Raw genomic sequence first — 26181 nt, forward strand, 5'->3', positions numbered from 1 at the left:
TAAAAGCCGCACCCCGCTGCATGACAAGCGAAAATGGCCATCCAAAGAGCCAATACCGCCATGCAGCCCCCACGTTTTCCCTCGCCCGCCGGCACGACGAGTCGCACCGAGCCCGCGGTGTATCGCATCGACATCCCTTTGCTGCCCGAGTCCGCGGCGGGCAATGCGCTGCAGCTCATCGACCTGCTGCGCAGCGCGAATCTGCTGGCGGGCTTGCGCCTGGGCGCGCAGGCACCGCGCCTGGCCTGGCGGCTGCGGGACGCCGAGGGCCTGCCCCTGCCGCAGTTGCCGGGGCCGCTGGCGGCCTACGGCGCCGCCCCTGCCCAGGCCGACGACCCGGAGGCCAACCGTGCGCCCGCCCAGGCGCTGTTCATCCCGTCGTTCCACGCACCGGACATTCCGGCCATCCGCGCAGTGGCGGGCCGCTACGGCGCGCTGTCGCGGCAGCTGGGCATTGCGGTCGATGCGGGTTGCAAGCTGGTCACCGTCGGCAACGGCGCCTGGCTGGCCGCGCACAGCGGGCGGCTCAACGGGTGCCAGGCGAGCCTGCCGTGGTTCTACATCGCGGGGTTCGAGCGGGACTTTCCGGGCATCGGCCTTAGCCTGGGCCAGGATGTCTCGGACGACGGGCCCTGGCTCAGCGGCGCGCTGCCGCACAGCGTGAATCTGCTGGCCATCGCCCTGGTACGCCACGCGATGGGCCCGGAACTGGCCTCCGCCTGCGAGTCCGTGATGGCGCCCGACCACCAGCGCGCCCGCGCCGCGTTGCAGGCCAACGCGCAGCAGCACATCCCGGCCACGCGCGACAGCACCCTGGCGCGCGCCATCGCCTTCATGGAGGCGCACCTGGACCAGCCCTACGCCCTGGCCCGGCTGGCCGAGGCTGCGTCGGTGAGCACGCGCACGCTGCTGCGGCACTTCCAGCAGGAGCTGTCGCAGTCGCCGCTGGACTACATGCACGGCCTGCGCTGCGCGCGCGCCCGGGTGATGCTGGAGGTGACGCTGGAGAGCGTGCCCAGCATCGCCGTGGCCTGCGGCTATGCGGACCCCGCGGCCTTTCGGCGCATCTTTGCGCGCTACACCGGCATGGCGCCGGCCGAGTACCGCAAGCGGCATGCGCTGCGCGCGCCGCGCCGGCGCTGGCGGGTCGAGGTGGCGGGGCGCTGAGTGAGTGGAAGGGCCTAACGCAGCAGCGCGTTGCCAGCCGGCAGGCGGAACGCCTCCACCAGCTCGGCCAGCTGCTGCGCCTGCACGCGCAGGCCTTGCGCAGCGGCGGAGGATTCCTCGACCAGCGCGGCGTTCTGCTGCGTCATCTGGTCGAGCTGCGACACCGCCTCGCCCACCTGGCTCAGGCCCGTGGTCTGCTCGCGCGCGGCGGTGCTGATCTCGCCGATGATGGTGGCCACCTGGCGCACCGAGTCCACGATCTCACCCATGGTGCTGCCGGCTGCATTCACCAGCTTGGAGCCTTCGTCCACCTGGCGCACGCTGTCGCTGATCAGGCCGCCGATCTCCTTGGCCGCCGTGGCCGAGCGCTGGGCCAGGTTGCGCACCTCGCCCGCCACCACGGCAAAGCCCCGGCCCTGCTCGCCCGCGCGGGCGGCCTCCACGGCGGCATTGAGCGCCAGGATGTTGGTCTGGAACGCGATGCCGTCGATCACGCTGGTGATGTCGGCAATGCGGCGCGACGACAGGGCGATGCCGTCCATGGTGCCGACCACGCGGTCCACCGCCTCGCGGCCGCGGCGGGCCACGTCGCTGGCGCCGGTGGCCAGGCTGCTGGCCTGCGCGGCGGCGTCGGCGCTGTGGCGCACGGTGGCCAGCAGCTCTTCCATGCTGGCGGCGATTTCTTCCAGGTTGGAGGCCGTGTGCTCGGTGCGGGCCGACAGGTCGCTGTTGCCCGCGGCGATCTCGCTGCTGGCGCCCGCCACCGAGGTGCTGGCCTGGCGCATGCCCACCACCAGCCCGGCCAGCCGCGCCTGCATGCCGCCCAGGCGTGCCAGCAGGGCTTGCAGTTCGTCGCGGTTGCCGGCGCTGGGCGTGGGCACGGCCGTGGTCAGGTCGCCTTCGGCGATGCGATCAGTCACTTCGGACGCTTGCGCCAGCGGCTGCAGGATGGAGCGCGAGAGCAGCCAGGCGCAGGCCAGGCTCAGCAGCAGGCCCACGGCGGAGCCTGCCGCCAGCAGCACGATGCCCTGGCTTTCGCTGCGGCCAGCGGCTTCGCGGGCTTCCACCACGCGCTGGCGCTGGTACTCGGCCAGCTTGTTCACCGAGGCCGCATACGCATCGGCCGCAGGACGCAGGCGCGTGGCGATGGCGTCGGGTGGCAGGGCCTCGCCGTCCTTGCGGCGCTTGACCAGGTCGTCGCGCACCGTGCGAAAGCCGTTGCCGGCCTTGTCGATGGCGTCGAACAGGGCCTGGGATTCGGGGTCTGCAGCCAACTCGTCCAGCCGCTTGCGCACTTCGGCCGAGCGGGCCGAGGTGACCTTGCGGTCCGCATCGATGCGGGACGCGTAGGCGGCGTTGTCGATCTCCAGCAGGGTCTCGGCGCGCACCGAGCTCAGCACCACGATGGCGTGCAGCTCGCGCGCCAGCAAGGCGCGCTCCGACGATGCGCCCCCCAGGTCATCCGCAATGTCCTGCAGCCCCGCCAACCGCCAGATGCCGACGGCGGCAGACAACGACATGACTAGGCACACAACGCCAAAGGCCAGGGCCAGGCGCACCGCAACACGTGCGTGGGAGATGGACATACAACAGGATTCCGTAAGAAGATTTCAGGGCACGGCATGCACGACAAGCCACGCTGACTGGCCCCGTGGCGAGTTTATCGACAGAAAGTTACAGACACTTGAGGCTGGAGGCCACCGGCCAGCGGCCCTGCACAGAGGCAGGGGCCGCGCGGCACGTCTGCCACCGCACTCGCCGCGGCCCGCCCTCCTCCCGCCAGCGTCCGGCCCCGCCGAAACGCCCATGAAAAAACCGCCGCAGGGCGAAACCCTGTGGCGGTCGATGGTGGGGGGCACGGGGGCGTTGAAAACCCCGTTCAATCCGCCTTACTGCTGCGCGTTCTGCAGCGCGGCGATGCGCTCTTCGATGGGCGGGTGGGTGGAAAACAGCTTGCCGATGCCGCCGGCAATGCCGAAGGCGGCGACGCTCTTGGGCAGCTCGCCGGGGTGCATGCCGCCCAGGCGGGCCAGGGCGTTGATCATCGGCTGGCGGCGGCCCATGAGCTGGGCGGCACCCGCGTCAGCGCGGAACTCGCGCTGGCGGCTGAACCAGGCCACGATCATCGCGGCGACGAAGCCCAGCACGATGTCGAGCACGATGGTGGTCACGTAGTAGCCGATGCCGGGGCCCGAGCTGTTTTCGTCGTTCTTGCGCAAAAAGCTGTCGACCGCGTAGCCGATGACCCGCGACAGGAACACCACGAAGGTGTTCATCACGCCCTGGATCAGCGTCATGGTGACCATGTCGCCGTTGGCGATGTGGGCCACCTCATGGCCGATCACGGCCTCGACCTCGTCGCGCGTCATGCCCTGCAGCAGGCCGGTGGACACCGCCACCAGCGCCGAGTTCTTAAAGGCGCCCGTGGCAAACGCGTTCGGGTCGCCTTCGAAGATGCCGACTTCGGGCATGCCGATCTTGGCCTGGTCGGCGAACTTGCGCACGGTCTCGACGATCCAGCGCTCATCGGGCGAGCCGGTGCCGTCGATCACGCGCACGCCCGAGGTCCACTTGGCCATGGGCTTGCTGATGAGCAGCGAGATGATCGCGCCGCCAAAACCCATGATGAGCGCAAAGCCCAGCAGCGCGCCCAGGTTCAGCCCGTTGGCCGTGAGGTAGCGGTTCACGCCCAGCAGGCTGGCCACCACCCCCAGCACGACAACGACGGCCAGGTTGGTCATCACAAATAACAGGATCCGCTTCATGGAATGGGTTCTCCGTGGGGTCTACTACAACAACAGTGTTCGCTGGTCCAGATGGGGGCCGGGGGCGGTGCTTCAAGCGGCACGCCCAGCGTGGAAAGCCGCCTGCACCCCGCGCCGGCCCGCCCATGGCCGCGATTTCATCGCGCTATGGTAGGTGCAAACCCGCGGCGCGGCGTTGATCACACAAGCGTTGACGGGAATTACGGCCGGGGCCCGGGGCGCGGCGCTGGCCGAAAGACCTGGGCGTCGGCATAAAAGCCGGGTGCCTCGTTGGCCGGCCACCAGCCCGGCACGCCCAGCACCGGCAGCGGCACGAACGGCTTGGCAGCCCAGGTGTGCGGCTGCACGGCCTGCGCCAGCCAGGCGTCGAGCTCGCCCAGACCGTCCCCAGCACCGATCACTCCCGAATTGATAGCTACTGGCGCTGGATAGACGTGCGCCACCATGGGTTTTCGGGGTGCTACCAGCTTCTCCAGCAAGGCATGGCCGAACAGCACCAGCCGGGCCCGGGGCCACAGCGGGCGCAGGTCGATGAACAGGCGCTGCCAGTCCCGCGCGCGAAGGGCATCCCACAGCGCATCGGGCGCCTGCAGCAGCGCGCCGTTTTCATCGAACACCGTGAGCGAATCGCGCAGCGGCCCGCGCACGGCCTGCACGCCATCGGCCGCGATGGCCTGGGCCTGCAGTTCGTTCAGGCGGCGCTTGGCCTGCGGAAAATGCAGCCACACCAGGCCGTTGAAGAAGTCGTGCAGGTTGTCGCGGGTGGGTACGCGGCGGGTGTGCCAGATGTACTGCTCGTAGGCCGTGCCCTCGGGCAACTCGGACTGGGCGGCGAACACCACCGGCGCAGCCCCAGGCACCGCAGCCTGCAGCGCCTGGCCGACCGGGCTGCCGCCCTGCACCTGCTGCGCCACCGGCAGGCCCCGGCCGCGCCACGGCGCCAGCCAGGGAGCGCTCCAGTCGATCGCGCAGGGCAACGTGGAGGTGGGCGGGCTTACACCAGTCGCCACGGCAGCGCTTCACCGGAGCGCAGGGGCTTGAGGTTGGCCTCGCCGAAGACGAAGCTCTCGGGCGGCGTCCAGGACTCGCGGCGCAGGGTGATGGTGCCGGTGTTGCGCGGCAGGCTGTAGAAGTCGGGGCCGTGGAAGCTGGCAAAGCCTTCGAGCTTGTCCAGTGCCCCCGCGTTGTCGAACGCCTCGGCGTACATCTCCATCGCGGCGTGCGCGGTGTAGCAGCCGGCGCAGCCGCTGGCGTGCTCCTTGAGGTGTGCGGGGTGCGGCGCGCTGTCGGTGCCCAGGAAGAACTTGGCGGAGCCGCTGGTGGCGGCCTCCACCAGCGCCACGCGGTGCGTCTCGCGCTTGAGCACGGGCAGGCAGTAGTAGTGCGGGCGCACGCCGCCGACGAAGATCGCGTTGCGGTTGTACAGCAGGTGGTGCGCGGTGATGGTGGCGGCCGTGAAGCGGTCGGATGCCTGCACGTAGTCGGCCGCGTCCTTGGTGGTGATGTGCTCGAAGACGATCTTGAGCTCGGGGAAGTCGCGGCGCAGCGGGATGAGCTGCTGGTCGATGAAGACGGCCTCGCGGTCGAACAGGTCGATGTCGCTGCTGGTGACTTCGCCATGCACCAGCAGCAGCATGCCGGCCTTTTGCATGGCCTCCAGCGTCTTGTAGGTCTTGCGGATGTCGGTCACGCCCGCGTCGCTGTTGGTGGTGGCGCCCGCGGGGTAGAGCTTGCAGGCCACCACGCCCGCGTCCTTGGCACGCGCGATCTCGTCGGCGGGCAGGTTGTCGGTGAGGTACAGCGTCATCAGCGGCTCGAACTGCACGCCGGCCGGCACGGCGGCCAGGATGCGCTGCTTGTACTCGAGCGCCTGCTGCGCCGTGGTCACGGGCGGGCGCAGGTTGGGCATGATGATCGCGCGGCCGAACTGCGCCGCCGTGTGCGGCACGACGGTCTGCAGCGGCTCGCCGTCGCGCACATGCAGGTGCCAGTCGTCGGGGCGGGTGATGGTGAGGGTTTGAAGGGGGTGGGAAGGTGCGGCGGTCATGGCCTGCATTCTCCCATTGCGCGCCCCACCCCATTGCACGCTATGTATTTGATAGCTGGTTGCGCTTGCCTACGGTGCGGCAGGCGGTCAAAACCCTTCAAATCTCCTATCATGCACCACCAGTCCTGACGCCAGCAGGTCACTCTGCCGTGATGCCCACCTTGCGCACCACTTCGCCGAACTTCACCAGGCGCTCGGACATCATCTTCTCGAACTGGGCGGGCGTCATCTCTTCCGGCGCGATCACGCCGCGGTCCTTGAGGTTGGCCACCATGGCGGGCGACGTGGCGACCTGGCGCACCGCCTTGAACAGCGTCTGCACCACGGCGTCGGGCGTGCCGCCGGGCGCGGCCAGGCCGGTCCAGGACGTGAGGTTGAGCTCGGGGTAGCCCACCTCGGCCAGCGTGGGCACGTCGGGCAGCTGCGGCAGGCGCTGGTCGGACGCCACGGCGAGGGCGCGCACCTTGCCCGCCTGGACGTGGGGCAGCATGATGACCAGGTTGTCCAGGATGAACTGCACCTCGTTGGCCAGCACCGCCGTGATCAGCGGCGTGCCGCCGCGGTACGGGATGTGCGTGGTGAAGGCGCCGGTCGCGGCCTTGAACATCTCGACGTTGAGCTGGCCCATGCTGCCCACGCCGCCGCTGCCGTAGTTGAGCTTGCCGGGATTCTTCTTGGCGTAGGCCACGAACTCGGCGAACGTCTTGAACGGCAGGCTGCTGTGCACCACCAGTGCGTTGGGCTGGCGGCCCAGGATGGCGATGTTCTCGAAGTCCTTGACCGGGTCGTAGCCCACCTTGGGCTGGGTCAGCGGGTTGGCCAGGTGGCTGCTTTGCGACGACACGACCAGCGTGTAGCCATCGGGCTTGGCACGCGCCACGTACAGCGCACCCACAGAGCCGCCCGCGCCGGCGCGGTTCTCCACCACGATGGGCACGCCCAGCACCTTGGACAGGGGCTCGGAATACTGGCGCGCCATGATGTCCACCGACCCGCCGGGCGGGAACGGCACCACGAGCGTGATCGGGCGCGAAGGGTATTTCTCGTCGGCCTGCACGGCCAGTGGTGCCAGGCCGGTCATGGCCGCCAGGCCCAGCGCCAGGCTGGCGGAAAGAACGCGACGGCGGGGAGTTTGCGAGGCAAAGGACATGGGTCTACTTTCAGGAAACTGGAATGGGGATGGAGCGTCGGCGCAGCGGCATCGGCGGACCTGTGCTGACTTGTACGGATAAGCGGATGGGCGCGGAATGGTTCAGGGGTGGTCGAGCACCGCCAGCGCCACGGCCTGCGCGCGCGGCACGAAGGTGGACAGCTCGCAGTACTCGCGCTCGGTGTGCGGGTGGCCGCCCACGGGGCCGGTGCCGCACAGCGTGGGCGCGCCCACCGATGCGGTCAGGCCGCTGTCCGCCGCGCCCCCGGTGAACTCGCCCTGCACCTCGAAGCCCAACGACAGCGCGCCGCGCTGGTACAGCGCCAGCAGCGCGTCGGGCGTGGGCTTCATGGGCAGCGTGCGGCGCGATTCGGTGATGCGGCCCTGGGTGCGCGGCACGGACTCTTCCTCGACGATGGCGCGCACCTTTCCGAGCAAAACCTCCGGGTCGGTGTCGGAGGTGAAGCGCAGGTCCACCTCGGCCTTGGCGTGCGGCGCCACCATGTTGGGCACGATGCCGCCGTGCACCACGCCCACGTTGACGGTGGTGCCCGTGGCGGGGTCGGTCAGTGCATGCAGCGCCAGCGTCTTGCGGGCCAGCGCCTCGATGGCGCTCGCGCCCGCCGCGTGGTTGATGCCGGCGTGGGCGGCGACGCCCTCCACCTCGAACTCCACCACCATCGAGCCCTTGCGGCTCGTCACCAGGTTGCCGCTGACGCGGCCGGGCTCGGCATTGAGCACCGCCTTGACGCCGCGCGCCTGGGCCATGATGCGCTCGCGCGTGACGGGCGAGCCGATCTCCTCGTCGCACGAAAAGAACAGCTGCAGCGGCCCTTTGAGCCCGCCGCAGCGCGCAAACGCCTCGGCCACGAACACGTTCATCACCAGGCCCGATTTCATGTCGGCCACGCCGGGGCCGTAGGCACGGCCATCCTCCACACGAAACGGGCGCCGCGCCACGGTGCCGACAGGAAACACGGTGTCCATGTGGCCCATGAGCACGATGGGCGGGCCGTCGGCGGCGCCAGGAACGTGGGCATGCAGCAGCACGCCATAGCCCGGCACGGGCTCGAACCGCACGGCCACGCCGGCGGCTTCCAGCCGCTCGCGCAGGGCGATGGCCACCGCTGTCACACCTGGCTCGTCGCGGCTGCCGCTGTCGATGTTCACGACTTTCTGCAACAGGTCTTGCATGGCTTGGGACTGGCCAGCCAGCCAGTCCAGAATGCGCTGGCGCACCGCCAAGCCTTGGTTTTCAAGGGTATCCTGCATCTCAATCCTCAGGTTTTGCCCCGGAGTCGGGGCGCGAATCTGGGTTGAAGTGTTGCACGCGTCGTCCGTGTTTGCAATACGTTTTTCACAAAAGAGACATCAATGAAATCATCATTGCAAACATCCACAGGCTTGCTGACCGAGCGCCTGGCGCGCCAGAGCGCGGAGCTGACCGCCAGCGAACGCGCCCTGGCCGAGGCCCTGGGGCGCGACTACCCGCACGCGCTGCTCGAATCTGCCACGGCCCTGGCCGCGCGCAATGGCACCAGCGCGTCGACCGTGGTGCGGCTGTTCGCCAAGCTGGGCTACGCCAGCTATGCCGAGGCCCAGCGCGAGGCGCGCGGCGAAGTCACCGCCCTGCTGCAGACAGCCGGCCAGCGCGCCCCGGTGACCATCGGCACCGAGCGCAGCCTGCCGCAGTGCGTGGACGATGCTTTGCTTCACGACCAGCACAACATCACCGCCACCCGCGACAGCCTGGACATGGCGGCTTTCGAAGCCATGGCCCGGCGCATTGCCGAGACCGAGGGGCGGATCTTCGTGCTGGCACAGATCAACAGCGCCCCCGTGGCTGCGTGGCTGGCGCTGCACCTGAACATGTGCCGCCCTGGCGTGCACGAACTGGGTGCCGGTGCGGTGGCGGCCACCGACCAGCTGCTGTGGGTGCAGCCCGAGGACACGCTGCTCGTCTTCAGCATCCGCCGCTACGCCAGCGGGCCGGTGAAGGTGGCCCAGCGCTTTCGCGACGCGGGCGCGCAGGTGCTGGCCATCACCGACAGCCCGGCCGCCCCGCTGGCGGCGCTGGCGCGGCACCTCGTGCAGGTGCGCACGTCCAACGCATCGCCGTTCGATTCATACACCGCCGCGTTCTTCGTCTGCAATGCCCTGGTCTCGGCCGTCGCTCAGCTTCGGCATGCCCAGGTGTCCGAGGCGCTCAAGCGCAGGGACACGCTGTGGAAGGATGTGGAGGACCAGCAGCTCATCGTGGCCGAGCAGTCGGTGCGCAGAACGTCACGCAAGTAGCGGGAAAGGGCGCGCCCGCTGCCGTCAGGCTTTTGGTGTGCAGTGCCAAAAACAAAGGCGCCCGCAGGCGCCTTTGTGGAATCCACCGCATCGCACCCGAAGGGCTGCGATGCAATGCGGGCGCACCGGTCAGTGCGCCAGGATCTTGTTGAGGAAGTCCTTCGTGCGGGGCTGGCGGGCGTCCGGGTTGTTGAAGAAGTCGTCCTTGGAGCAGTCCTCCAGGATCTTGCCGCCCACGTCCATGAAGATCACGCGGTTGCTCACCTTGCGGGCGAAGCCCATCTCGTGGGTCACGCACATCATGGTCATGCCTTCGTTGGCCAGGCCCACCATCACGTCCAGCACTTCGCCGACCATTTCGGGGTCGAGCGCGGACGTGGGTTCGTCGAACAGCATCACGATGGGGTCCATCGACAGCGCACGGGCAATGGCCACGCGCTGCTGCTGGCCGCCCGACAGCTGGCCCGGAAACTTGTCCTTGTGTGCCATCAGGCCCACGCGTTCAAGCATCTTCAGGCCACGCTTTTTGGCGTCGTCCGCGCTGCGGCCCAGCACCTTGATCTGCGCGATCGTCAGGTTCTCCGTCACCGACAGGTGGGGGAACAGCTCGAAATGCTGGAACACCATGCCCACGCGGCTGCGCAGCTTGGGCAGGTCGGTCTTGGGGTCGTGCAGACGGATCCCGTCCACGGTGATCTCGCCCTTCTGGAAGGGCTCCAGCGCGTTGATGGTCTTGATCAGCGTGGACTTGCCCGAGCCCGAAGGGCCGCACACCACCACCACTTCACCCTTGTTGATGGTGGCCGAGCATTCGTTGAGCACCTGCACGGGGCCATACCACTTGGATACGTTCTTGAGTTCGATCATTTCTTTTTCCTCAATCCTTCTCTTGTCACTTGTTCAGGGCGCCACGCATGAACCGATGCGGGCCTCATGCGAGGACGCCGTGGAACTGGCTTTGCCAGGCCACTGGCGTCGTCCCCCGCCGGGGAAGGCGCCGAAGGCGACTCAGGGGGCTACCGAATAATGGCGATCTTCTGGTGCAGGCGCTTCACTGCCCACGACAGCGCATAGCACATCACGAAGTACAGAACAGCTGCAGCCAGGTACGCCTCGATGGGACGGCCGAAGTTCTTGCCCGCCACTTCAAAGCCCTTGAGCATGTCGTACGCACCGATGGCATAGACCAGCGACGTGTCCTGGAACAGGATGATGGTCTGCGTGAGCAGCACCGGCAGCATGTTGCGGAACGCCTGCGGCAGCACCACCAGCTTCATGTTCTGGCCATACGTCATGCCCAGCGCCTGGCCTGCGTGCACCTGGCCACGCGGGATGGACTGGATGCCCGCCCGCATGATCTCGCTGAAGTACGCCGCCTCGAAGGCGATGAAGGTGATGATGGCCGACACCTCGGCGCCGATGGGCCGTCCGATGATGGCTGGCACCAAGAGGAAGAACCACAGGATCACCATCACCAGCGGAATGGAGCGCATGCCGTTGACGTAGATGGTGGCGGGCACGTCCAGCCACTTCTTGCCCGACAGGCGCATCAGCGCGAGCAGGGTGCCGAAGAACACGCCGCCCAGGGTGGCGACGGCCGTGAGCAACAGGCTGAAATACAGCCCCTTGAGCACGAAGTTGGAGATCAGGTCCCAGTTGTAGAAGGAGAAATCGAGATTCATATCAATGTCCCCCGCCGCCGCTGGCTACGACCATGCCGGGGATTCGCACGCGTTTTTCGATGAACGCCATGATCCGGTTGATCGCAAATGCCGACATGACGTAGAGCGCCGTCACAGCCAGGTACACCTCGATGCCGCGCGAGGTTTCTTCCTGCGCCTGCATGGCGAACATCGTGAGTTCGGCCACCGACACGGCGAAAGCCACCGACGAGTTCTTGAAGATGTTCATCGTCTCGCTGGTGAGCGGTGGAATGATGATGCGAAACGCCATGGGCAGCAGCACATAGCGGTAGGTCTGGAAGGTGGTGAATCCCACCGCCATACCCGCATAGCGCTGGCCGCGCGGCAGTGTCTGGATGCCCGAACGCACTTGCTCGGCGATACGCGCCGAGGTGAAGAAGCCCAGGGCCAGCACCACGAGTGCAAAGCCGGGAACGCCTCGGAGCACCGGGAACAGGCTCGGCAAGACGTGGTACCAGAGGAAGATCTGGACCAGCAGAGGAATATTGCGAAACAGCTCGACCCAGGCATTGCCCAGCCGAACGATCATCGGCCGGTCCTGCAAGGTGCGCAGCGTGCCGATGAAAGAGCCCAACACAAGCGCCAGCACCAGGGCCAGCAACGAAACAGACACCGTCCAGCCCCAGGCCGACAGCATCCAGTCCAGGTACGTGATGTCGCCGCCTTTGCCAAAGCAGCTTTGCACGACTTCCCTGTCCATGGTGTCCTGGCAGAACACCTGCCAATCCCAACTCATAGGAGCACCCCTTTAATTCTTGGAAAGGCGTCGGGCTGACCCGCAGGCGCAGCCCAACAAAAAAGCCCCCTCGAACCGGTTGGCCGAAGGGGCACAAGCTCAGCGAAGATTACTTCTTGGCGTAGTCTTCCATGGGCTTGTCGTTAGGCGATGCCCAGGCAGCCTTGGTAGCGTCCGACATCGGCAGGCCGATCTTGGTGTTGGTCGGTGGCACGGGTTGCATGAACCACTTGTCGTACAGCTTGGCCAGAGAGCCGTCGGCGATCTGGCGCTTGATGGAGTCGTCCACAGCCTTCTTGAAGGCGGCGTCGTCCTTGCGCAGCATGCAGGCGATGGGTTCCACCGACAGCACTTCGCCAACGATCTTGTAGTCGGCAGGGTTCTTGGACTTGGAGATGTTGGCAGCCAGGATCGAGCCGTCCATCACGAAGGCGTCGGCACGGCCGGTTTCCAGCATCAGGAAGCTGTCAGCGTGGTCCTTGCCGAACACTTCCTTGAAGTCGATGCCGCCAGCGCGCTCATGCTTGCGCAGGGTCTGCACCGAAGTGGTGCCGGTGGTGGTGGCCACGGTCTTGCCTGCCAGGTCCTTGATCGAGGCGATGCCAGAGTTGGCCTTCACCACGGTGCGCACTTCTTCCACGTAGGTGGTCACGGCGAACGCCACGTCCTTCTGGCGGGCCGCGTTGTTGGTGGTGGAGCCGCACTCCAGGTCCACGGTGCCATTGGTCACCAGGGGGATGCGGTTTTGCGAGGTCACGGGCTGGTACTTGATGTCCAGCTTGGGCAGGCCCAGTTGCTTTTGAACGTCGTGCAGGACGATTTCACCCATTTCAGTGTGAAAGCCGACGTACTTGCCGTTGCCCAGGGTGTAGGAAAGACCCGAAGACTCCCGCACGCCGAGCGTCACGCTGCCCGAGCCCTTGATCTTGGCCAGGGTATCTGTGGCCTGCGCAAACGCGCTACCTGCAGCGAGGGCGGTCACAGCAACCGCGAGCAAATGCTTCTTCATGAGAATCTCCTTGTATGTGAAGCGAAAGGACAGAGGGGAATTTTAGGGCTCCGCACAGGCCGGGGTGGCCGGCAGGCAGAGCATTCCGGAAAGGGTACTCAACCAGGATTGTTAGTCAGAACGGAACCTGGTCAGTAGGGTATTTCCAGAAGTCCCGCAGCAAATAGCTGACGGGAAGGTTCAGCACCGTGCCGGTCGGGGGGATCGGCTTGTTGAACCACTTGTCATAAACGGGGTAGATGTCGCGGCTGGTGATCATGCGGCGCATTTCCTCATCCACCAGTTTTTTGAACTCGGGGTCGTTCTTGGGCAGCATGATGGCCAGGGGCTCGGTGGTCATGAACCGGCCCACCACCTTGAGCGCCTTGGGGTCCGGGCGGCCGGCAGCCAGGCCGTACAGCAGCACGTCGTCCATCACGAAGGCATCGGCCTCGCCCTTTTCGACCATGTCCACCGCCTTGGCGTGGTCGGGGGCCTCCACGATGGTGATGCCCATCAGGCGCTCCCGGTTGGCCTGGTCGGCCGCCTTGAGCGGCGTGGTGCCCTTGGTGGACACCAGCTTCTTGCCATTGAGGTCTTCGACCCGGTCGATGGGGCTTGCGGCCTTGACCAGCAAGCGCGCGCCGGTGATGAAGTGGGGAATGGTGAACGCCACTTTCTGGCGCCGCTCGGCGTTGTTGGTGGTGGAGCCGCACTCCATGTCCGCCTTGCCCTGCTCGATGATGGAAATGCGGTTGGCGGACGTGACGGCCACGAACTCGACTTCCATGTCCTTCTTGCCCGTCTTCTTGCGCACCACGTCGGCCAGGCGCAGACACAGGTCCACCGCATAGCCCACGGGCTTGCCCGACTGGGAGTCCACGTACGAGAACGGTACGGACGAATCGCGGTGGGCAATCACCAGCTTGCCGCCGGCGCTGATCCGTTCCAGGACGGTGGCGGCCTGCGCGGGCATGGCCAGGGCGCAGCACAGACCTGCAAGGCCTGCGGCGAATCCCCATTGCTGTACTTTCATGCGATGCCCTGTTGAGTGAATGAACTGGATCTGCAATCTTCGTGCCATCTAGCGCTTGACACGGTCTGCAGTGTCCAACCCAGCGATGGCGCGAACTGTACGTGTCGTTACCATGAAATTCCAATGCCGTTTGCGGGCGCAACTATGCAAAGTGTTTATATCCGTAGTTACCCTTAGCATGACCCTGCCTGTGCCTGCAGGTAGGTCCACAGCGCCTGGGCGGTGCTCTTGGGCGCCTCTTTGCCGCCCGGTTTCTCGCGGTAGGCCCGCACGTCCATGGTCATCTGCAGGCCATCGGTGTCCGGCGGGGCCGCACTCACGAGGCGCCGGGCGCGCAGTTCCTTCTTCACCGCACTGTGCGGCAGGAAGGCCACGCCGTGGCCTTCGAGCGCCATGGCCTTGAGCCCCTCGGCCATGTCGGTCTCGTACACGCGGTCCAGGTGGATGGGGGTGCCGGACTCCTTGAGGATGAGCTCCGTCACCCGCCCCAGGTAGGCACCGGGCGCGTAGCCCAGGTACGGCAGCGGCTGGCCCGAGCGGCCCGGCAGGCGGTGCAGCGGCTGGCCATCGGCATCGGCCTTGCTGTAGGGGGAGATCACCTCCTGGCCCAGGCTGACCATCTCGTAGCGGTCGGCATCGAGCTGAAACGGCTGCGACGGGTGGTGGTAGGCGATCAGCAGGTCGCAGCCACCCTCCACCAGGCGCATGACGGCGTCGTGCACGTTCAGCGCGATGAGCCGGCTCTTGAACGGGCCGAACTTGTCGGCCAGGCTCGATACCCAGGCGGGGAAGAACGTGAACGCCAGCGTGTGCGGCACCGCGAACTCGATCATGTCCTTGCCGGCACTGGTGTGCGCCCGCAGCATGGCCCGGGTGTTCTGCAGGGCCTGCAGCATTTCCAGCGCCTGGTCGTACAGGGTCTTGCCGGCCGGCGTCAGGCGGGTGGGGTAGGAACTGCGGTCCACCAGATCGGTGCCTGCCCAGGCCTCCAGCGCCTGGATGCGCCGCGAAAAGGCGGGCTGCGTTACATGTCGGAGCTGGGCGGAGCGGCTGAAGCTGCGCGTTTCCGCAAGACTGACGAAATCTTCGAGCCACTTGGTTTCCATCGTCCCATTATCGGCGCGGGGCCCCGCCAGCGCAGTGCGGGGATATGAGGGTTTACACAGTGGATACCGCCTGCACCATTGGTGTGCACACTTAGCAACACATCGCATAATAGCCAGCGGCGCCAACCGCGCTTTTTTGCCCTCGGGGCATGCCCCCAGCCCCTGGTGCACAACACTGCCGGGCAGAGCAATCGACCAGCATGTGTTTGTTTGTCTCCTCCATCCCTGCTCCCCCGCTCCAATGTCCTCCTCTTTTCCTCCGGGGGCCAAGGCCTCCGACGCGGCACCGGCTGCCGCGAGCCCTGAGTCCGAGCCGCGCTCCCTGCGGCTGGAAGACTGGCTCACCGTCATCGTGATGGCGTCGCTTGCGCTCATCACCTTTGCCAACGTGCTGGTGCGCTACTTCACCAATTCGTCCTTTGCGTGGACGGAAGAAATCTCGGTCTTTCTGATGATCGTGCTGGCCCTGGTGGCCGGCTCGGCCGCCGTGGCGCGCGACCAGCACATCCGCATCGAATACTTTGCCGAAGGCGGCTCGGCCCTGCGCAGCAAACGTCTCGCGCAGTTGGGCGCCATCTGCGTGGCCGTGCTGTTCGGGCTGATCGCGGTGCTAAGCGTGCGCGTGGTGTGGGACGACTACCGCTTTGGCGAGACCTCGCCCGGCATCGGCGTGCCGCAGTGGTGGTATTCCATCTGGCTGCCGGTGCTCTCCACGCTGATCGCGGCCCGCGCAGTGGGCCTGCTGGTGCGCCGCAACCGTGAAGCGCGCCGTTCCGACGCCGCCGCACAGGACGCCCAGCCATGATCGCCACGCTTCTGTTCGTGGCCTTCCTGGGCCTGATGTTCGTGGGCGTGCCGATTGGCGCCGCCCTGGGCCTGGCAGGTGCCGCCGCCATCGCCCTCGCCAATGCCGACAGCCAGTGGTTCGGCTTGCTGGCCGTGCCGCAGAACTTCTACGCAGGCCTGGGCAAGTACCCGCTGCTGGCCATCCCGATGTTCGTGCTGGTCGGCTCCATCTTCGACCGCTCGGGCGTGGCCCTGCGCCTTGTGAACTTCGCCGTATCAATAGTCGGGCGCGGCCCGGGCATGCTGCCGCTGGTGGCCATTGCGGTGGCGATGTTCCTGGGCGGCATTTCGGGCTCGGGCCCGGCCAACGCCGCCGCGGTGGGGGGCGTGATGATCGCCGCCATGTCGCGCGCGGGCTACCCGCCCTCGTTCTCGGCCAGCGTGGTGGGGGCCGCGGCCGCCACCGACATCCTGATCCCGCCCTCGGTCGCGTTCATCATCTACTCGGTGCTGGTGCCGGGCGCCTCGGTACCGGCGCTGTTCGCAGCCGGCATGATCCCCGGCATCCTGGCCGGTATCGCACTCATCGTGCCGGCCGTGTGGATGGCCCGCAAGCACAAGATGGGCGCGCTGGAAGCCACCATGCCCCGCCCCCCGTTCTGGAAGAGCCTGCGCGAGGCCACCTGGGGCCTGGCCGCACCGGTGCTGATCCTGGGCGGCATGCGCGCCGGCTGGTTCACCCCCACCGAGGCCGCCGTGGTGGCCGTGTTCTACGGCCTGTTCGTGGGCATGGTGATCCACCGCACGATCAAGGTGCGCGACCTGTTCCCCATCCTGCGCGAATCGGGCGAGCTGTCGGCGGTGATCCTCATCGTGGTGTCGCTGGCGGGCATCTTTGCGTATTCGCTGTCCACGCTGGGCGTGATCGACCCGGTGGCCAACGCCATCGTGAACTCGGGCCTGGGCGAGTACGGCGTGCTGGCGCTGCTCATCGTGCTGCTGATCACCGTGGGCATGTTCCTCGACGGCATTTCGATCTTCTTGATCTTCGTGCCGCTGCTCTTGCCCATCATGCAGTTCTACAAGTGGGACCCGGTCTGGTTCGGCGTGATCCTGACCCTGAAGGTGGCCCTGGGCCAGTTCACCCCGCCGCTGGCGGTGAACCTCATGGTCTCGTGCCGCATCGCGGGCGTGCGCATGGAGTCGACCGTGCGCTGGGTGGGCTGGATGCTGCTCGCCATGTTCCTCGTGATGGTGCTGGTGATCGCCTTCCCGCAGCTGGCGCTGTGGCTGCCCGCCAAGCTGGGCTACTGACTGACCGCCGTACCGACGCATTGCATTGACTGACTGACGCATTGACCCATCGATTTCTACAAGGAGACTGACACCATGAAACTGCGCACCTTCCTGACCTCGGCCGTGGCCGCCGCAGCGGCCCTGGCCTTCACGGCCCCTGCCGCCATCGCACAGACCGCCTACAAGAGCGAGTACCGCATGTCGCTGGTGCTGGGCACCGCCTTCCCCTGGGGCAAGGGCGGCGAACTGTGGGCCAACAAGGTCCGCGAGCGCACCAGCGGCCGCATCAACATCAAGCTGTACCCCGGCGTCTCGCTGATCCAGGGCGACCAGACGCGCGAATTCTCCGCACTGCGCCAGGGCGTGATCGACATGGCCGTGGGCTCCACCATCAACTGGTCGCCCCAGGTCAAGCAACTGAACCTGTTCTCGCTGCCCTTCCTGTTCCCCGACTACGCCGCGGTGGACGCGGTGACGCAGGGCGACGTGGGCAAGCAGATCTTCGCGACGCTGGACAAGGCCGGCGTGGTGCCGCTCGCCTGGGGCGAGAACGGCTACCGCGAAATCTCCAACTCCAAGAAGGCCATCAAGACGCCCGAGGACCTCAAGGGCCTGAAGATCCGCGTGGTGGGCTCGCCCCTGTTCCTGGACACCTTCACCGCGCTGGGCGCCAACCCCACGCAAATGAGCTGGGCCGACGCACAGCCCGCCTTCGCCAGCGGCGCCGTGGACGGCCAGGAGAACCCCATCGCCGTCTACATGGCAGCCAAGCTGCACACCGTGGCGCAAAAGCACGTGACGATGTGGGGCTACGTGAACGACCCGCTGATCTTCGTGGTCAACAAGGACATCTGGGCCTCCTGGACCCCTGCCGACCGCGAAATCGTCAAGCAGGCCGCCATCGACGCCGGCAAGGAAGAGATCGCCATCGCACGCAAGGGCATGGTCGAGGCCGACAAGCCCCTGCTCAAGGACATCGCCGCCAACGGAGTGACCGTGACGCAACTCTCCCCCGCCGAGCGCGCCGCGTTCGTGAAGGTCACCCGCCCCGTGTACGACAAGTGGAAGGGCCAGATCGGCGCCGACCTGGTGACGGCTGCCGAGAAGGCGATTGCGGCGCGCAAGTAAGCTGACGCTATCAAAAAAGGAGCTGCTGGCGCTTGTCTATCAAGCGGTAGCAGCTCTTTTTTCGTGTGTCACAGGTTGGGGGCTTTGGGTGGAGGGTGTTTCACCGCGTTCTTCGCCAGCTTGCGCTCCACCGCAGCGTGCAGGTCCACGCCCGCATGGTCGGCGATCTGCAGCAGGTACAGCAGCACATCGGCCACCTCATCGGCGATGGGCTCCGTAAGCGCCGGGTCGTCGCGCGCGGCCAGGGACTGCTCGGGCGTCATCCACTGGAAGATCTCGGCCAGCTCGGCCGCCTCCACCATCAGCGCCATCGACAGGTTCTTGGGTGTGTGGAACGGCTGCCAGTTGCGCTCGGCAGCGAACTCTCGCAACCGGGTTTGCAGGGCTTTCAGGTCCATGGTGCTTCTCTCTTCCAGCTCATTGGCTGACTTTTCATCGCCATCAAGGCTGGCTGCATCTGCATCTGCATCTGCTGCTGATTGCTCGCCCTCATGCAGCACCATCCGCAGCCGCCACCGATGCCGCGATGTCCGCCATGGACCGAAATAGCACCAGCGGGTCGTCGCGTGAAGCGATGAACCCCCGCCGCGTCCAGAATGCGGCGGCACCCTCATCCACAGCGTGAACAACCAGAGCACGGCCACCGATGAGCTGGGCCGCTGCCACGCTGCGCTGCAAGGCATGCTTGACCAAGCCTGTACCCACGCCCTGCCCGGCCCAGCGGCTGTCGGTGGCCAGTTGCCCCAATAGCAGGCAGGGCACCGGATCGGGCGGCTGGCCGGTGCGGACGGAGCGCGGCAGTTGCACGGGCAGCACCGCCGTGGGCGACAGGCCGTAGAAACCCACCACGCGGCCCTGCACATGCACGACGACCACGGCCGTGAAGCCCTTTTGCTGGTTGGACAGTGCGCGGGTGTGCAGCCAGCGGTCGAGCGCGGGGTGGCCGCACGAGAACGACGACACCTCGTGCTGGGCCGTCAGGGCCTGCGGCCCTTCGATCTTCACGGAGTGCGTTCCCAGGGCGCGGTGCGCTGCAGGGTTTGAACCATCTCCGGCACTGGCGTACCGGGCTCGGCGAGCACGGACAGGAAGGCCTCGAAGCCCTCAGGACTCATGCGGATGGGCAGTGCTTCGAGCAACGCTTCTTCCGCAGCCCGCACGGCGGCATCGCGCATGAACTCGGTGCGCGACCGGCCGCGCAGTGCCGCGGCACGGTCGATGATGGCCAGGTCGCCGGTGGCGAGGCGCAACGACAGGGGATGAACGGTGAGGGCAGTCATGCGCACATTGTAGCGATGTAGCGCAAATAGCACTACAGAGCAACACCACGTCTACAACCCTGTTACCGCCAAGCCAATTCACTAGCCGCTGGCACTTGTTGCCCAGGTGCGTAGTAAATCACGGCCAGATATTCACCTGGCCTTGACTCAGATCGGCGACACCGGCGCCTCGCCCGCCCGGTGCCGGCGCGCGTTCTCCAGGAAGCGGTCCACCGACGCCTGCACCGCCTCGGGCGACCAGCCGGCGACGTGGGGGGTGAGCACCACGGTGTCCAGGCCGGTCAGTTCGGCCGGCGGCGCAGGCTCGCTCTCGTACACATCCAGGCCCGCGCCTGCGATGGTGCCGTCGCGCAGGGCCTGGGCCAGCGCGGCGGTGTCGATGACGCTGCCGCGCGCGATGTTGACCACATGGCCGCGCGGGCCCAGAGCCTCCAGCACAGCCGCATTGATCAGGTGCCGCGTGCCCGCGCCGCCGGGCGTGGCCACGATCAGAAAGTCCGCCCATTCGGCCAGCGCGGCCACGTCGGCGAAGTAACGGTAGGCCACATCGCTGCGCGCACTGCGGTTGTGATAACCCACCTCCATCTCGAAGCCCAGCGCGCGCTGCGCGATCTTCTTGCCGATGGTGCCCAGGCCGATGATGCCCAGCCGCTTGTGCGACACGTTGGGCGGCAGCGGCAGCGCCGTGCGCCACACGCCCTCGCGCGTGAGGGCGTCCAGCTTGGGAATGCCGCGCACGGAGGCGATCAGCAGCCCGAACGCATGGTCGGCCACGCAGTCGTCATTGGTGCCCGCACCGTTGGCCACCACGATGCCACGCGCCTTGGCATGCGCCACCGCGATGTTCTCGTAGCCGGCGCCCAGCGCGCAAATCAGCGACACCTGGGGCAGCGCATCGATCTGCGCTGCCGAAAGGCCCGTGGCGCCGATGGTTAGCACCACCGTGATGCGCGCGCCATGCTCGGCCATCGCCACCGCAGCCTGCGCCGCGTCGGGCGCATAGATCACCTCAAACGACTGCGCCATCTGGGCGCGGTGTTCTTCGGACAGGAACATGAGGGCAAGCAGGACAGGTTTCATGGGAGCGGATGGAACAGGATGAACGAGGAACAGAAAACGACGGAGCAAAACAAGGGACGCCACAGAAGCATGCAACGGTCAGTCACCCCACCAACGCATGCCACGAGCGCGGCCCCACCAGCGCCACCGTGGAACCGGCTCTGCCGGGCCACCGGTGGCGTCCCCCTCAGGGGGATAGCGCGAAGCGCTTCAGGGGGAGCTCTCATTCTGCAGTGCCCACATGCTCGAATACCGCCCGCGCTGCGCCAGCAGTTGCGCATGCGTGCCGCGCTCGATGATGCGGCCCGACTCCATGACCAGGATCTCGTGCGCGTCCACCACGGTGGACAGGCGGTGCGCGATCACCAGCGTGGTCTTGTTCTGCGCCACGCTCTGCAGCTCGGCCTGGATGGCGCGCTCGTTGGCCGAGTCCAGCGCCGAGGTGGCCTCGTCGAAGATGAGGATGGGTGGGTTCTTGAGCAGCGTGCGCGCGATGGCCACGCGCTGCTTTTCGCCACCCGACAGCTTGAGCCCGCGCTCGCCCACCATGGTGCCGTAGCCCTTGGGCGCACTGGCGATGAATTCGTGGATGCGCGCCGAGCGGGCCGCGGCCTCCACCTCGTCCTGCGTGGAGCCCGGACGGCCATAGGCGATGTTGTAGGCCACGGTGTCGTTGAAGAGCACGGTGTCCTGCGGCACGATGCCGATGGCCTGGCGCACGCTGGCCTGTGTCACGCCGCGGATCTCCTGGCCGGCGATGGTGATGCGGCCCTGCTGGATGTCATAGAAGCGGAACAGCAGCCGCGCCAGCGTGCTCTTGCCCGAGCCCGACGGCCCCACCACCGCCACCGTCTTGCCGGCCGGGATTTCGAAACTCACGCCGTGCAGGATGGTGCGGCCGCCCTGGGGGTCGTAGGCGAAGTGCACGTCCTCGAAGCGCACCGTGGGCTGGTCCAGCCCTGCCAGGGGCTGCGCGCCGGGGGCATCGGCCACCTCGCGCTCGCGGTCGAGCAAGGTGAACATCTTGTCCAGGTCGGTCAGGTTCTGCTTGATCTCGCGGTAGATCACGCCCAGGAAGTTGAGCGGGATGTACAGCTGGATCATGTAGGCGTTGACCATGACCAGATCGCCCAGCGTCATGGTGCCCGCCGCCACGCCCTGCGTGGCACGCCACAGCATGGCCACCAGGCCCACCGCGATGATGAGCTGCTGGCCGGTGTTGAGCAGCGACAGCGTGAACTGCGCCTTGATGCGCGATCGGCGGTAGCGGTCCAGGCTCTCGTCGTAGCGCCGCGCCTCGAAGCCCTCGTTGTTGAAGTACTTGACCGTCTCGTAGTTCAGCAGCGAATCCACCGCCTTGGTGTGTGCGGCCGAATCGAGCTCGTTGGCCTCGCGCCGGTACTTGGTGCGCCACTCGGTCACCGTCACGGTGAACAGGATGTACAGGCCCAGCGCGCACAGCGTGATCCACGCGAACCAGGCGTCGAACTTCACGGCCAGGATGGTCAGCACCAACACTACCTCGATCAGCGTGGGCACGATGCTGTAGAGCGAGTACGAGATCAGCGACTCGATGCCCTTCACGCCGCGCTCGATGTCGCGCGTCATGCCACCGGTCTGCCGCTCCAGGTGAAAGCGCAGGCTCAGCGCATGCAGGTGCTCGAACGTGGCCAGCGCAATGCTGCGCGTGGCGCCCTGCGTGGCGCGCGAGAACACCAGTTCGCGCAGCTCGGTGAACAGCGAGGTGGACAGGCGCAGCAGCCCGTAGGCCACCAGCAGGCCCACCGGCACCACCAGCACCGCGGTGGGGTCGCCGGGCTTGATGCTCATCGCATCGACCAGGTTCTTGAGCAACAGCGGCACGCTGACGTTGGCCACCTTGGCCCCCACCATGAACAGCAGGGCCGCGAGCACGCGCCACTTGTACTGCCACAGGTAGGGGAACAGGCGGGAGAGCGTGGACCAGTCGGACTGCGTGGAGGCCGCAGCGGCGGCGCCCGGGGGCGTGGGGAGGGGGGAGGTGGATTCGCCGGTGCGGCGCATGGGGGACAATTCCGGTTGTTTTTTTATCTACCCGGGATTTTGCCCATGTCTGCCATCTTCAGCCCACCACCCGCCGCATTGCCCACAGACAAGGAGCTGGTGCTCAAGGTCATCCCCATGCCCGCGGACTGCAACGCCAACGGCGACATCTTCGGCGGCTGGGTGATGGCGCAGGTGGATCTGGCAGGCTCCGTGCTGCCCGCGCGCTACGTTCAAGGCCGCATGGCCACCGTGGCGGTCAACGAATTCATCTTCAAGCAGCCCGTGCGGGTGGGCGACATCCTGTCGTTCTGCTCGGCCATCACGCGCGTGGGCAACACCTCGATCACGGTCGAGGTGGAGGTGTACGCCGAGCGTTTTGCCGAACAAGGCCGGTACGTGAAGGTGACCGAGGCCCGCCTGACCTATGTGGCCATCGACGAGCAAGGTCGCCCACGGGCCGTGTCCAAGCTCACGCAGCCTGCGCCCGCTGCCGCAGCAGACGAGTAAACGCTGGGGCCTGCACAAGGCCCCAAGCATTGGCCCGCGATTGGCCCGCGATTGGCCCGCGATTGGCCCGCGATTGGCCCGCGCTCAAGGCGCGATTGCCACAGCAGTCGCTGCAGGCACAAACCTGGGCACGCAATACATAGCCCCCAGGGCACGGGGCGCAGACGTGAACAGGCACCCGTTGCGACGAACGCCAGCCAGGCGGCTGGGCCATCGCGGGTGCCCGGGTGGGTGGATGCCTTGCGGAGTGGACCGCCGCCAAGGCGGCGCGGCGATCAGGCCGCCATGGCGGTGGGTTCGGCCCGCAGTGGGGCAGATGCCGTGCGCTGCACACCAGACGACGATGCGCCATTGGCAAAGCCCGCTTCGATCTCGCCTGCGAGCTGGCCGCCCTCCTCCACCACGAGCTTGCCGTAGCGGATCTTGCCGTTGACCTTGCCCGTGCTGTAGATCACGAGCTTCTGGCGCACGGTGAGCGTGCCGTTGAACTCGCCATGGATCTCGGCGATGTCGATTTCGGCCGAGCCGCGGAAGGCGCCGTTCTCCGAGATCTGGATCACGCGCGAATCCATGGTGGCTTCCACCGTGCCCTCGACCACGAGGGTGTCGCAATCGGTGATCTCCACACCCTTGAGCTTGATGTTGGGGCCCACCGTGAGCTTGCTGCCCGTGGTATCGGTGGGCGACTTGGCAGCAGAGCCCGACAGAGCCTGCGCATTGAGCCCGCTGGTCGCCGCCGTACCCGTCAGGCCGGCGGAGGTGGAAGGGGTCGGTGTGGAAGTGGTGGCGCTGTGGCGGGGTTGGAACGATTCGGGTTCACGCTTGCCAAAGAAGGGGTTTTGCACGGCCATCAGATCTCCTTGAAAAGAAGTCATCGTAGGGACCGTGTGTAGGGAAAGATGCCTTCGTTACGCAAGAACGGTAACCAAACGGTTCTCTCGTTGCATGCACTTGCAAGGCTTGCGGGATCACACATTCAGAGGTCAGCGCTGCGCCAAGCTAACTTGGGACATTGCAGGGCGCGAACCAGGCCGCCCGAACGCGCCCTGCCCCTGCTGGCGAGCCCGCAGCCCGCTACGACACGATGTACGCAGCCGCACCCGCCGACATGATCTCGCCGTCCGGCCCCAGGAACTCCATGCGGGTGCTGGCAACGCGCGAGCCCAGGCGCAGCACGTTGGCGCGCAGCTCGAAGTGGCTGCCGATGCCCGGGCGCAAATAGTCGATGCGCAGGTCGATGGTGCCCAGCTTGCCGAAGCGGTGCAGGCGCTGCTCCGGCGGCTCGTCCATGTGCTTGGCACCGATGGCGGCCATTACTGCCAGGCCGCCCATCGCGTCCAGGCCCGCACTGATCACGCCGCCGTGGATGCGGTTGTACGCGTAGTGCCCCACCAGCTCGGGCTTCATGTCGATGCGGCCGGTCACGCCGTCGGGCCTGAGGCTCGTGACCTTCAGGCCCAGCACCTGGTTGAACACGATCTTCTCTTCGAAGATGGCCTTGAGCCCGGTGATGAACTCAGGCTCGAACGCCCGCGGCTCGGAGGCAGAGGGCGTGGTGTGGGTGGTTTTGCTCATGCGGTTCCTGTTCGGTTCCTGTGCGGTGGCGCCAGCGCTTCGTGAAAAGGCCTGCACCGTAGATGCTACTATTTTTATAGCTTGCAGCGCTTGTTGATCAAGCGGTAGCGACTATTTTTCCTTAAGAAAAACTCTCGGCGGTATGCCCGCCCCTGCCGTGCAGCGATCGAGCACGACGGATCGCAAAGTTGCGCGCACCTGAGCGACGCCGCTTCATGTCACCCACGCGACACGGCGCTCCATGAGCGTGCGAGCGATCCAGAGGCCCACACGGGTGCGCCACCAAGCCACCCAAGCCTCTCCAGGGCTTCTGCAGCGCGCACCGACGCGATCAATACCGCAGACACGCTCGATACCGCCATCGATGCCCTCCCCGGCAACCCGAGCCCGGCCTAGGCCGCAACCCTTATTGCGCCGTGCCCCGGGCTGCGTCAATATGCGCCGCGGCCTCCTGCAATCCACGCCACTGGACGCGCCATCAGGGTTAGCCCCGAGTGCGGTGCGCCCGCAGCACGTGCACCATTATTTATGCAAAGCAATCGCTTTGTATAAATATCTGCCAAGGCCCACGCAGACCAGGACGGACACACCGCATGTCCAAGGCCCTGCGCGTTGCCCCCGTTCGATCTGCGTCAGTCCTCTTCGGGAGAGCCCGTGTGCAATTCGTGCAACTGTTGATCAGTGGTGTCTCCCAGGGGTGCATCTACGGGCTGATCGCGCTGGGCTTCGTGCTGATCTACAAGGCCACCGAAACCGTGAGCTTCGCGCAGGGCGAACTCATGATGCTGGGCGCGTTCTGCGGACTGGCGCTCATGACGGTGCTGGGCTTTCCGTTCTGGGTGGCGGTGATCGCGAGCATCCTGGCCATGGGCCTTTTCGGCACCGTGCTCGAGCGCGCCGTCATCCGCCCCATCCTCGGCCAGCCCGCGTTCTCCATCGTCATGCTCACCATCGGCATCGGCTATGTGCTGCGCGGCCTGGTGACGATGATCCCCAACATCGGCACCGAGACCCACACGCTGCCCGTGCCCTACAAGGACATGTCGCTGCGGGTGGGGGCGCTGGTGCTCAACGCCGAACAACTGGTGGTGATCGGCGCCACCGCCGTGCTGTGCCTGCTGCTGTTCGCGATGTTCCGCTACAGCAAGCTGGGCATTGCGATGCAGGCCTCGTCGCAGAACCAGCTGGCGGCCTACTACATGGGCATCCCCGTGCAGCGGCTCAATGGTCTGGCGTGGGGCCTGGCCGCCGCCGTGGCCGCGGTGGCGGGGCTGCTGCTGGCGCCCATCACGTTCGTGCACGCCAACATGGGGATGATCGGCCTCAAGGCCTTTCCGGCGGCCGTGGTCGGTGGCTTCGGCAGCCTGCCAGGCGCCATCGTGGGCGGGCTGGTCATCGGTATCGTCGAATCGCTCTCGGGCTTCTACCTGCCCGACGGCTTCAAGGACACGGCGGCGTACATCGTGGTGCTGATCATGTTGATGGTCAAACCCAATGGCCTGTTCGGCGAAAAATTGAGAAAGAAAGTCTGA

Annotated in this window: 26 protein-coding genes; 7 read left to right on the plus strand and 19 right to left on the minus strand. The window is 66.6% G+C overall.

Features of this window, described 5'->3' with window-relative positions:
- The first annotated feature begins 60 nt into the window (after nucleotides 1-60).
- A complete protein-coding gene (locus tag ASF16_RS05360) occupies nucleotides 61-1167 on the plus strand; it encodes a GlxA family transcriptional regulator (RefSeq protein ID WP_056163876.1) in 1107 nt (368 codons plus the stop codon).
- Nucleotides 1168-1181: 14 nt separating this feature from the next.
- Here ASF16_RS05360 and ASF16_RS05365 read toward each other — a convergent pair whose 3' ends face one another.
- From ASF16_RS05365 to ASF16_RS05390, 6 genes are all read right to left on the minus strand, one after another.
- Nucleotides 1182-2753: a methyl-accepting chemotaxis protein gene (locus ASF16_RS05365; RefSeq protein WP_056163879.1), complete on the minus strand. Its 1572-nt coding sequence runs from the start codon at nucleotides 2751-2753 to the stop codon at nucleotides 1182-1184.
- Nucleotides 2754-3056: 303 nt separating this feature from the next.
- On the minus strand, nucleotides 3057-3932 hold the full coding sequence (gene htpX / locus ASF16_RS05370) for a protease HtpX (RefSeq protein WP_056163883.1): 876 nt from the start codon (nucleotides 3930-3932) through the stop codon (nucleotides 3057-3059).
- A 200-nt stretch (nucleotides 3933-4132) separates the two neighbouring features.
- Nucleotides 4133-4942, minus strand: a complete 810-nt coding sequence (locus ASF16_RS05375; protein WP_235507266.1) for a DUF3025 domain-containing protein — start codon at nucleotides 4940-4942, stop codon at nucleotides 4133-4135.
- Complete coding sequence (pyrC, locus tag ASF16_RS05380; protein ID WP_056164132.1) at nucleotides 4927-5979, minus strand: dihydroorotase; 1053 nt, start codon at nucleotides 5977-5979, stop codon at nucleotides 4927-4929. Before pyrC ends, ASF16_RS05375 begins: the two co-directional genes overlap by 16 nt.
- Before the next feature lie 139 nt (nucleotides 5980-6118).
- Nucleotides 6119-7129: a tripartite tricarboxylate transporter substrate binding protein gene (locus ASF16_RS05385; RefSeq protein WP_056163889.1), complete on the minus strand. Its 1011-nt coding sequence runs from the start codon at nucleotides 7127-7129 to the stop codon at nucleotides 6119-6121.
- A 102-nt stretch (nucleotides 7130-7231) separates the two neighbouring features.
- The gene (locus tag ASF16_RS05390; RefSeq protein WP_056163892.1) at nucleotides 7232-8401 is read right to left on the minus strand and encodes a M20 family metallopeptidase; all 1170 of its coding nucleotides are present in this window, start codon (nucleotides 8399-8401) and stop codon (nucleotides 7232-7234) included.
- A gap of 102 nt (nucleotides 8402-8503) precedes the next feature.
- On the opposite strand from ASF16_RS05390, the gene ASF16_RS05395 reads away from it, so the two are divergent.
- Entirely contained in the window at nucleotides 8504-9424 is a 921-nt protein-coding gene (locus tag ASF16_RS05395) for a MurR/RpiR family transcriptional regulator (protein WP_056163895.1), read from the plus strand.
- Nucleotides 9425-9553: 129 nt separating this feature from the next.
- Here the strand turns inward: ASF16_RS05395 and ASF16_RS05400 are convergent, their stop codons facing one another.
- The 6 genes from ASF16_RS05400 to ASF16_RS05425 all read right to left on the minus strand — a co-directional run bounded on the left by ASF16_RS05400 (nucleotide 9554) and on the right by ASF16_RS05425 (nucleotide 14993).
- Nucleotides 9554-10291, minus strand: coding sequence for an amino acid ABC transporter ATP-binding protein (locus tag ASF16_RS05400; RefSeq protein ID WP_056163897.1), 738 nt, complete (start codon nucleotides 10289-10291; stop codon nucleotides 9554-9556).
- A gap of 149 nt (nucleotides 10292-10440) precedes the next feature.
- On the minus strand, nucleotides 10441-11106 hold the full coding sequence (locus tag ASF16_RS05405) for an amino acid ABC transporter permease (RefSeq protein WP_056163898.1): 666 nt from the start codon (nucleotides 11104-11106) through the stop codon (nucleotides 10441-10443).
- A 1-nt stretch (nucleotide 11107) separates the two neighbouring features.
- A complete protein-coding gene (locus tag ASF16_RS05410; protein WP_056163901.1) occupies nucleotides 11108-11863 on the minus strand; it encodes an amino acid ABC transporter permease in 756 nt (251 codons plus the stop codon).
- Between the two features lie 109 nt (nucleotides 11864-11972).
- Nucleotides 11973-12872, minus strand: coding sequence for an amino acid ABC transporter substrate-binding protein (locus tag ASF16_RS05415; protein ID WP_056163905.1), 900 nt, complete (start codon nucleotides 12870-12872; stop codon nucleotides 11973-11975).
- Nucleotides 12873-12987: 115 nt separating this feature from the next.
- A complete protein-coding gene (locus tag ASF16_RS05420) occupies nucleotides 12988-13887 on the minus strand; it encodes an amino acid ABC transporter substrate-binding protein (protein ID WP_056163909.1) in 900 nt (299 codons plus the stop codon).
- A gap of 173 nt (nucleotides 13888-14060) precedes the next feature.
- Nucleotides 14061-14993 (minus strand): LysR family transcriptional regulator, encoded by a 933-nt coding sequence (locus ASF16_RS05425; RefSeq protein WP_056163913.1) that lies wholly within the window; start codon nucleotides 14991-14993, stop codon nucleotides 14061-14063.
- Between the two features lie 241 nt (nucleotides 14994-15234).
- Here ASF16_RS05425 and ASF16_RS05430 point away from each other — a divergent pair, with 241 nt between their 5' ends.
- The 3 genes from ASF16_RS05430 to ASF16_RS05440 all read left to right on the plus strand — a co-directional run bounded on the left by ASF16_RS05430 (nucleotide 15235) and on the right by ASF16_RS05440 (nucleotide 18203).
- Nucleotides 15235-15798, plus strand: a complete 564-nt coding sequence (locus ASF16_RS05430) for a TRAP transporter small permease (protein WP_056163916.1) — start codon at nucleotides 15235-15237, stop codon at nucleotides 15796-15798.
- A complete protein-coding gene (locus ASF16_RS05435) occupies nucleotides 15795-17093 on the plus strand; it encodes a TRAP transporter large permease (protein WP_056163919.1) in 1299 nt (432 codons plus the stop codon). Before ASF16_RS05430 ends, ASF16_RS05435 begins: the two co-directional genes overlap by 4 nt.
- Before the next feature lie 75 nt (nucleotides 17094-17168).
- Nucleotides 17169-18203 (plus strand): DctP family TRAP transporter solute-binding subunit, encoded by a 1035-nt coding sequence (locus ASF16_RS05440; protein WP_056163922.1) that lies wholly within the window; start codon nucleotides 17169-17171, stop codon nucleotides 18201-18203.
- Nucleotides 18204-18271: 68 nt separating this feature from the next.
- On the opposite strand, the gene ASF16_RS05445 is transcribed toward ASF16_RS05440, so the two are convergent.
- The 5 genes from ASF16_RS05445 to ASF16_RS05465 form a co-directional block, all read right to left on the minus strand.
- A complete protein-coding gene (locus tag ASF16_RS05445; protein WP_056164135.1) occupies nucleotides 18272-18601 on the minus strand; it encodes a nucleotide pyrophosphohydrolase in 330 nt (109 codons plus the stop codon).
- A gap of 91 nt (nucleotides 18602-18692) precedes the next feature.
- A complete protein-coding gene (locus ASF16_RS05450; protein ID WP_056163925.1) occupies nucleotides 18693-19208 on the minus strand; it encodes a GNAT family N-acetyltransferase in 516 nt (171 codons plus the stop codon).
- Complete coding sequence (locus ASF16_RS05455; protein WP_056163928.1) at nucleotides 19205-19483, minus strand: DUF1778 domain-containing protein; 279 nt, start codon at nucleotides 19481-19483, stop codon at nucleotides 19205-19207. The genes ASF16_RS05450 and ASF16_RS05455 overlap by 4 nt, the downstream gene beginning before the upstream one ends.
- Nucleotides 19484-19630: 147 nt before the next feature.
- Nucleotides 19631-20563, minus strand: a complete 933-nt coding sequence (locus ASF16_RS05460; protein WP_056163930.1) for a 2-hydroxyacid dehydrogenase — start codon at nucleotides 20561-20563, stop codon at nucleotides 19631-19633.
- A 189-nt stretch (nucleotides 20564-20752) separates the two neighbouring features.
- Nucleotides 20753-22585 (minus strand): ABC transporter ATP-binding protein/permease, encoded by a 1833-nt coding sequence (locus ASF16_RS05465; RefSeq protein ID WP_056163932.1) that lies wholly within the window; start codon nucleotides 22583-22585, stop codon nucleotides 20753-20755.
- A 45-nt stretch (nucleotides 22586-22630) separates the two neighbouring features.
- Between ASF16_RS05465 and ASF16_RS05470 the strand changes: the two genes are divergently transcribed.
- Nucleotides 22631-23074 (plus strand): acyl-CoA thioesterase, encoded by a 444-nt coding sequence (locus ASF16_RS05470; RefSeq protein ID WP_056163935.1) that lies wholly within the window; start codon nucleotides 22631-22633, stop codon nucleotides 23072-23074.
- 275 nt (nucleotides 23075-23349) lie between these two features.
- Here ASF16_RS05470 and ASF16_RS05475 read toward each other — a convergent pair whose 3' ends face one another.
- Together ASF16_RS05475 and ASF16_RS05480 are read right to left on the minus strand one after the other, a co-directional pair.
- Complete coding sequence (locus ASF16_RS05475) at nucleotides 23350-23925, minus strand: polymer-forming cytoskeletal protein (protein WP_056163938.1); 576 nt, start codon at nucleotides 23923-23925, stop codon at nucleotides 23350-23352.
- A 223-nt stretch (nucleotides 23926-24148) separates the two neighbouring features.
- A complete protein-coding gene (locus ASF16_RS05480; RefSeq protein ID WP_056163941.1) occupies nucleotides 24149-24649 on the minus strand; it encodes a thioesterase family protein in 501 nt (166 codons plus the stop codon).
- A gap of 656 nt (nucleotides 24650-25305) precedes the next feature.
- Here ASF16_RS05480 and ASF16_RS05485 point away from each other — a divergent pair.
- Complete coding sequence (locus tag ASF16_RS05485; protein WP_056163944.1) at nucleotides 25306-26181, plus strand: branched-chain amino acid ABC transporter permease; 876 nt, start codon at nucleotides 25306-25308, stop codon at nucleotides 26179-26181.

The sequence above is a fragment of the Acidovorax sp. Leaf78 genome (genome assembly GCF_001422735.1).
Taxonomy (GTDB): domain Bacteria; phylum Pseudomonadota; class Gammaproteobacteria; order Burkholderiales; family Burkholderiaceae_C; genus Acidovorax.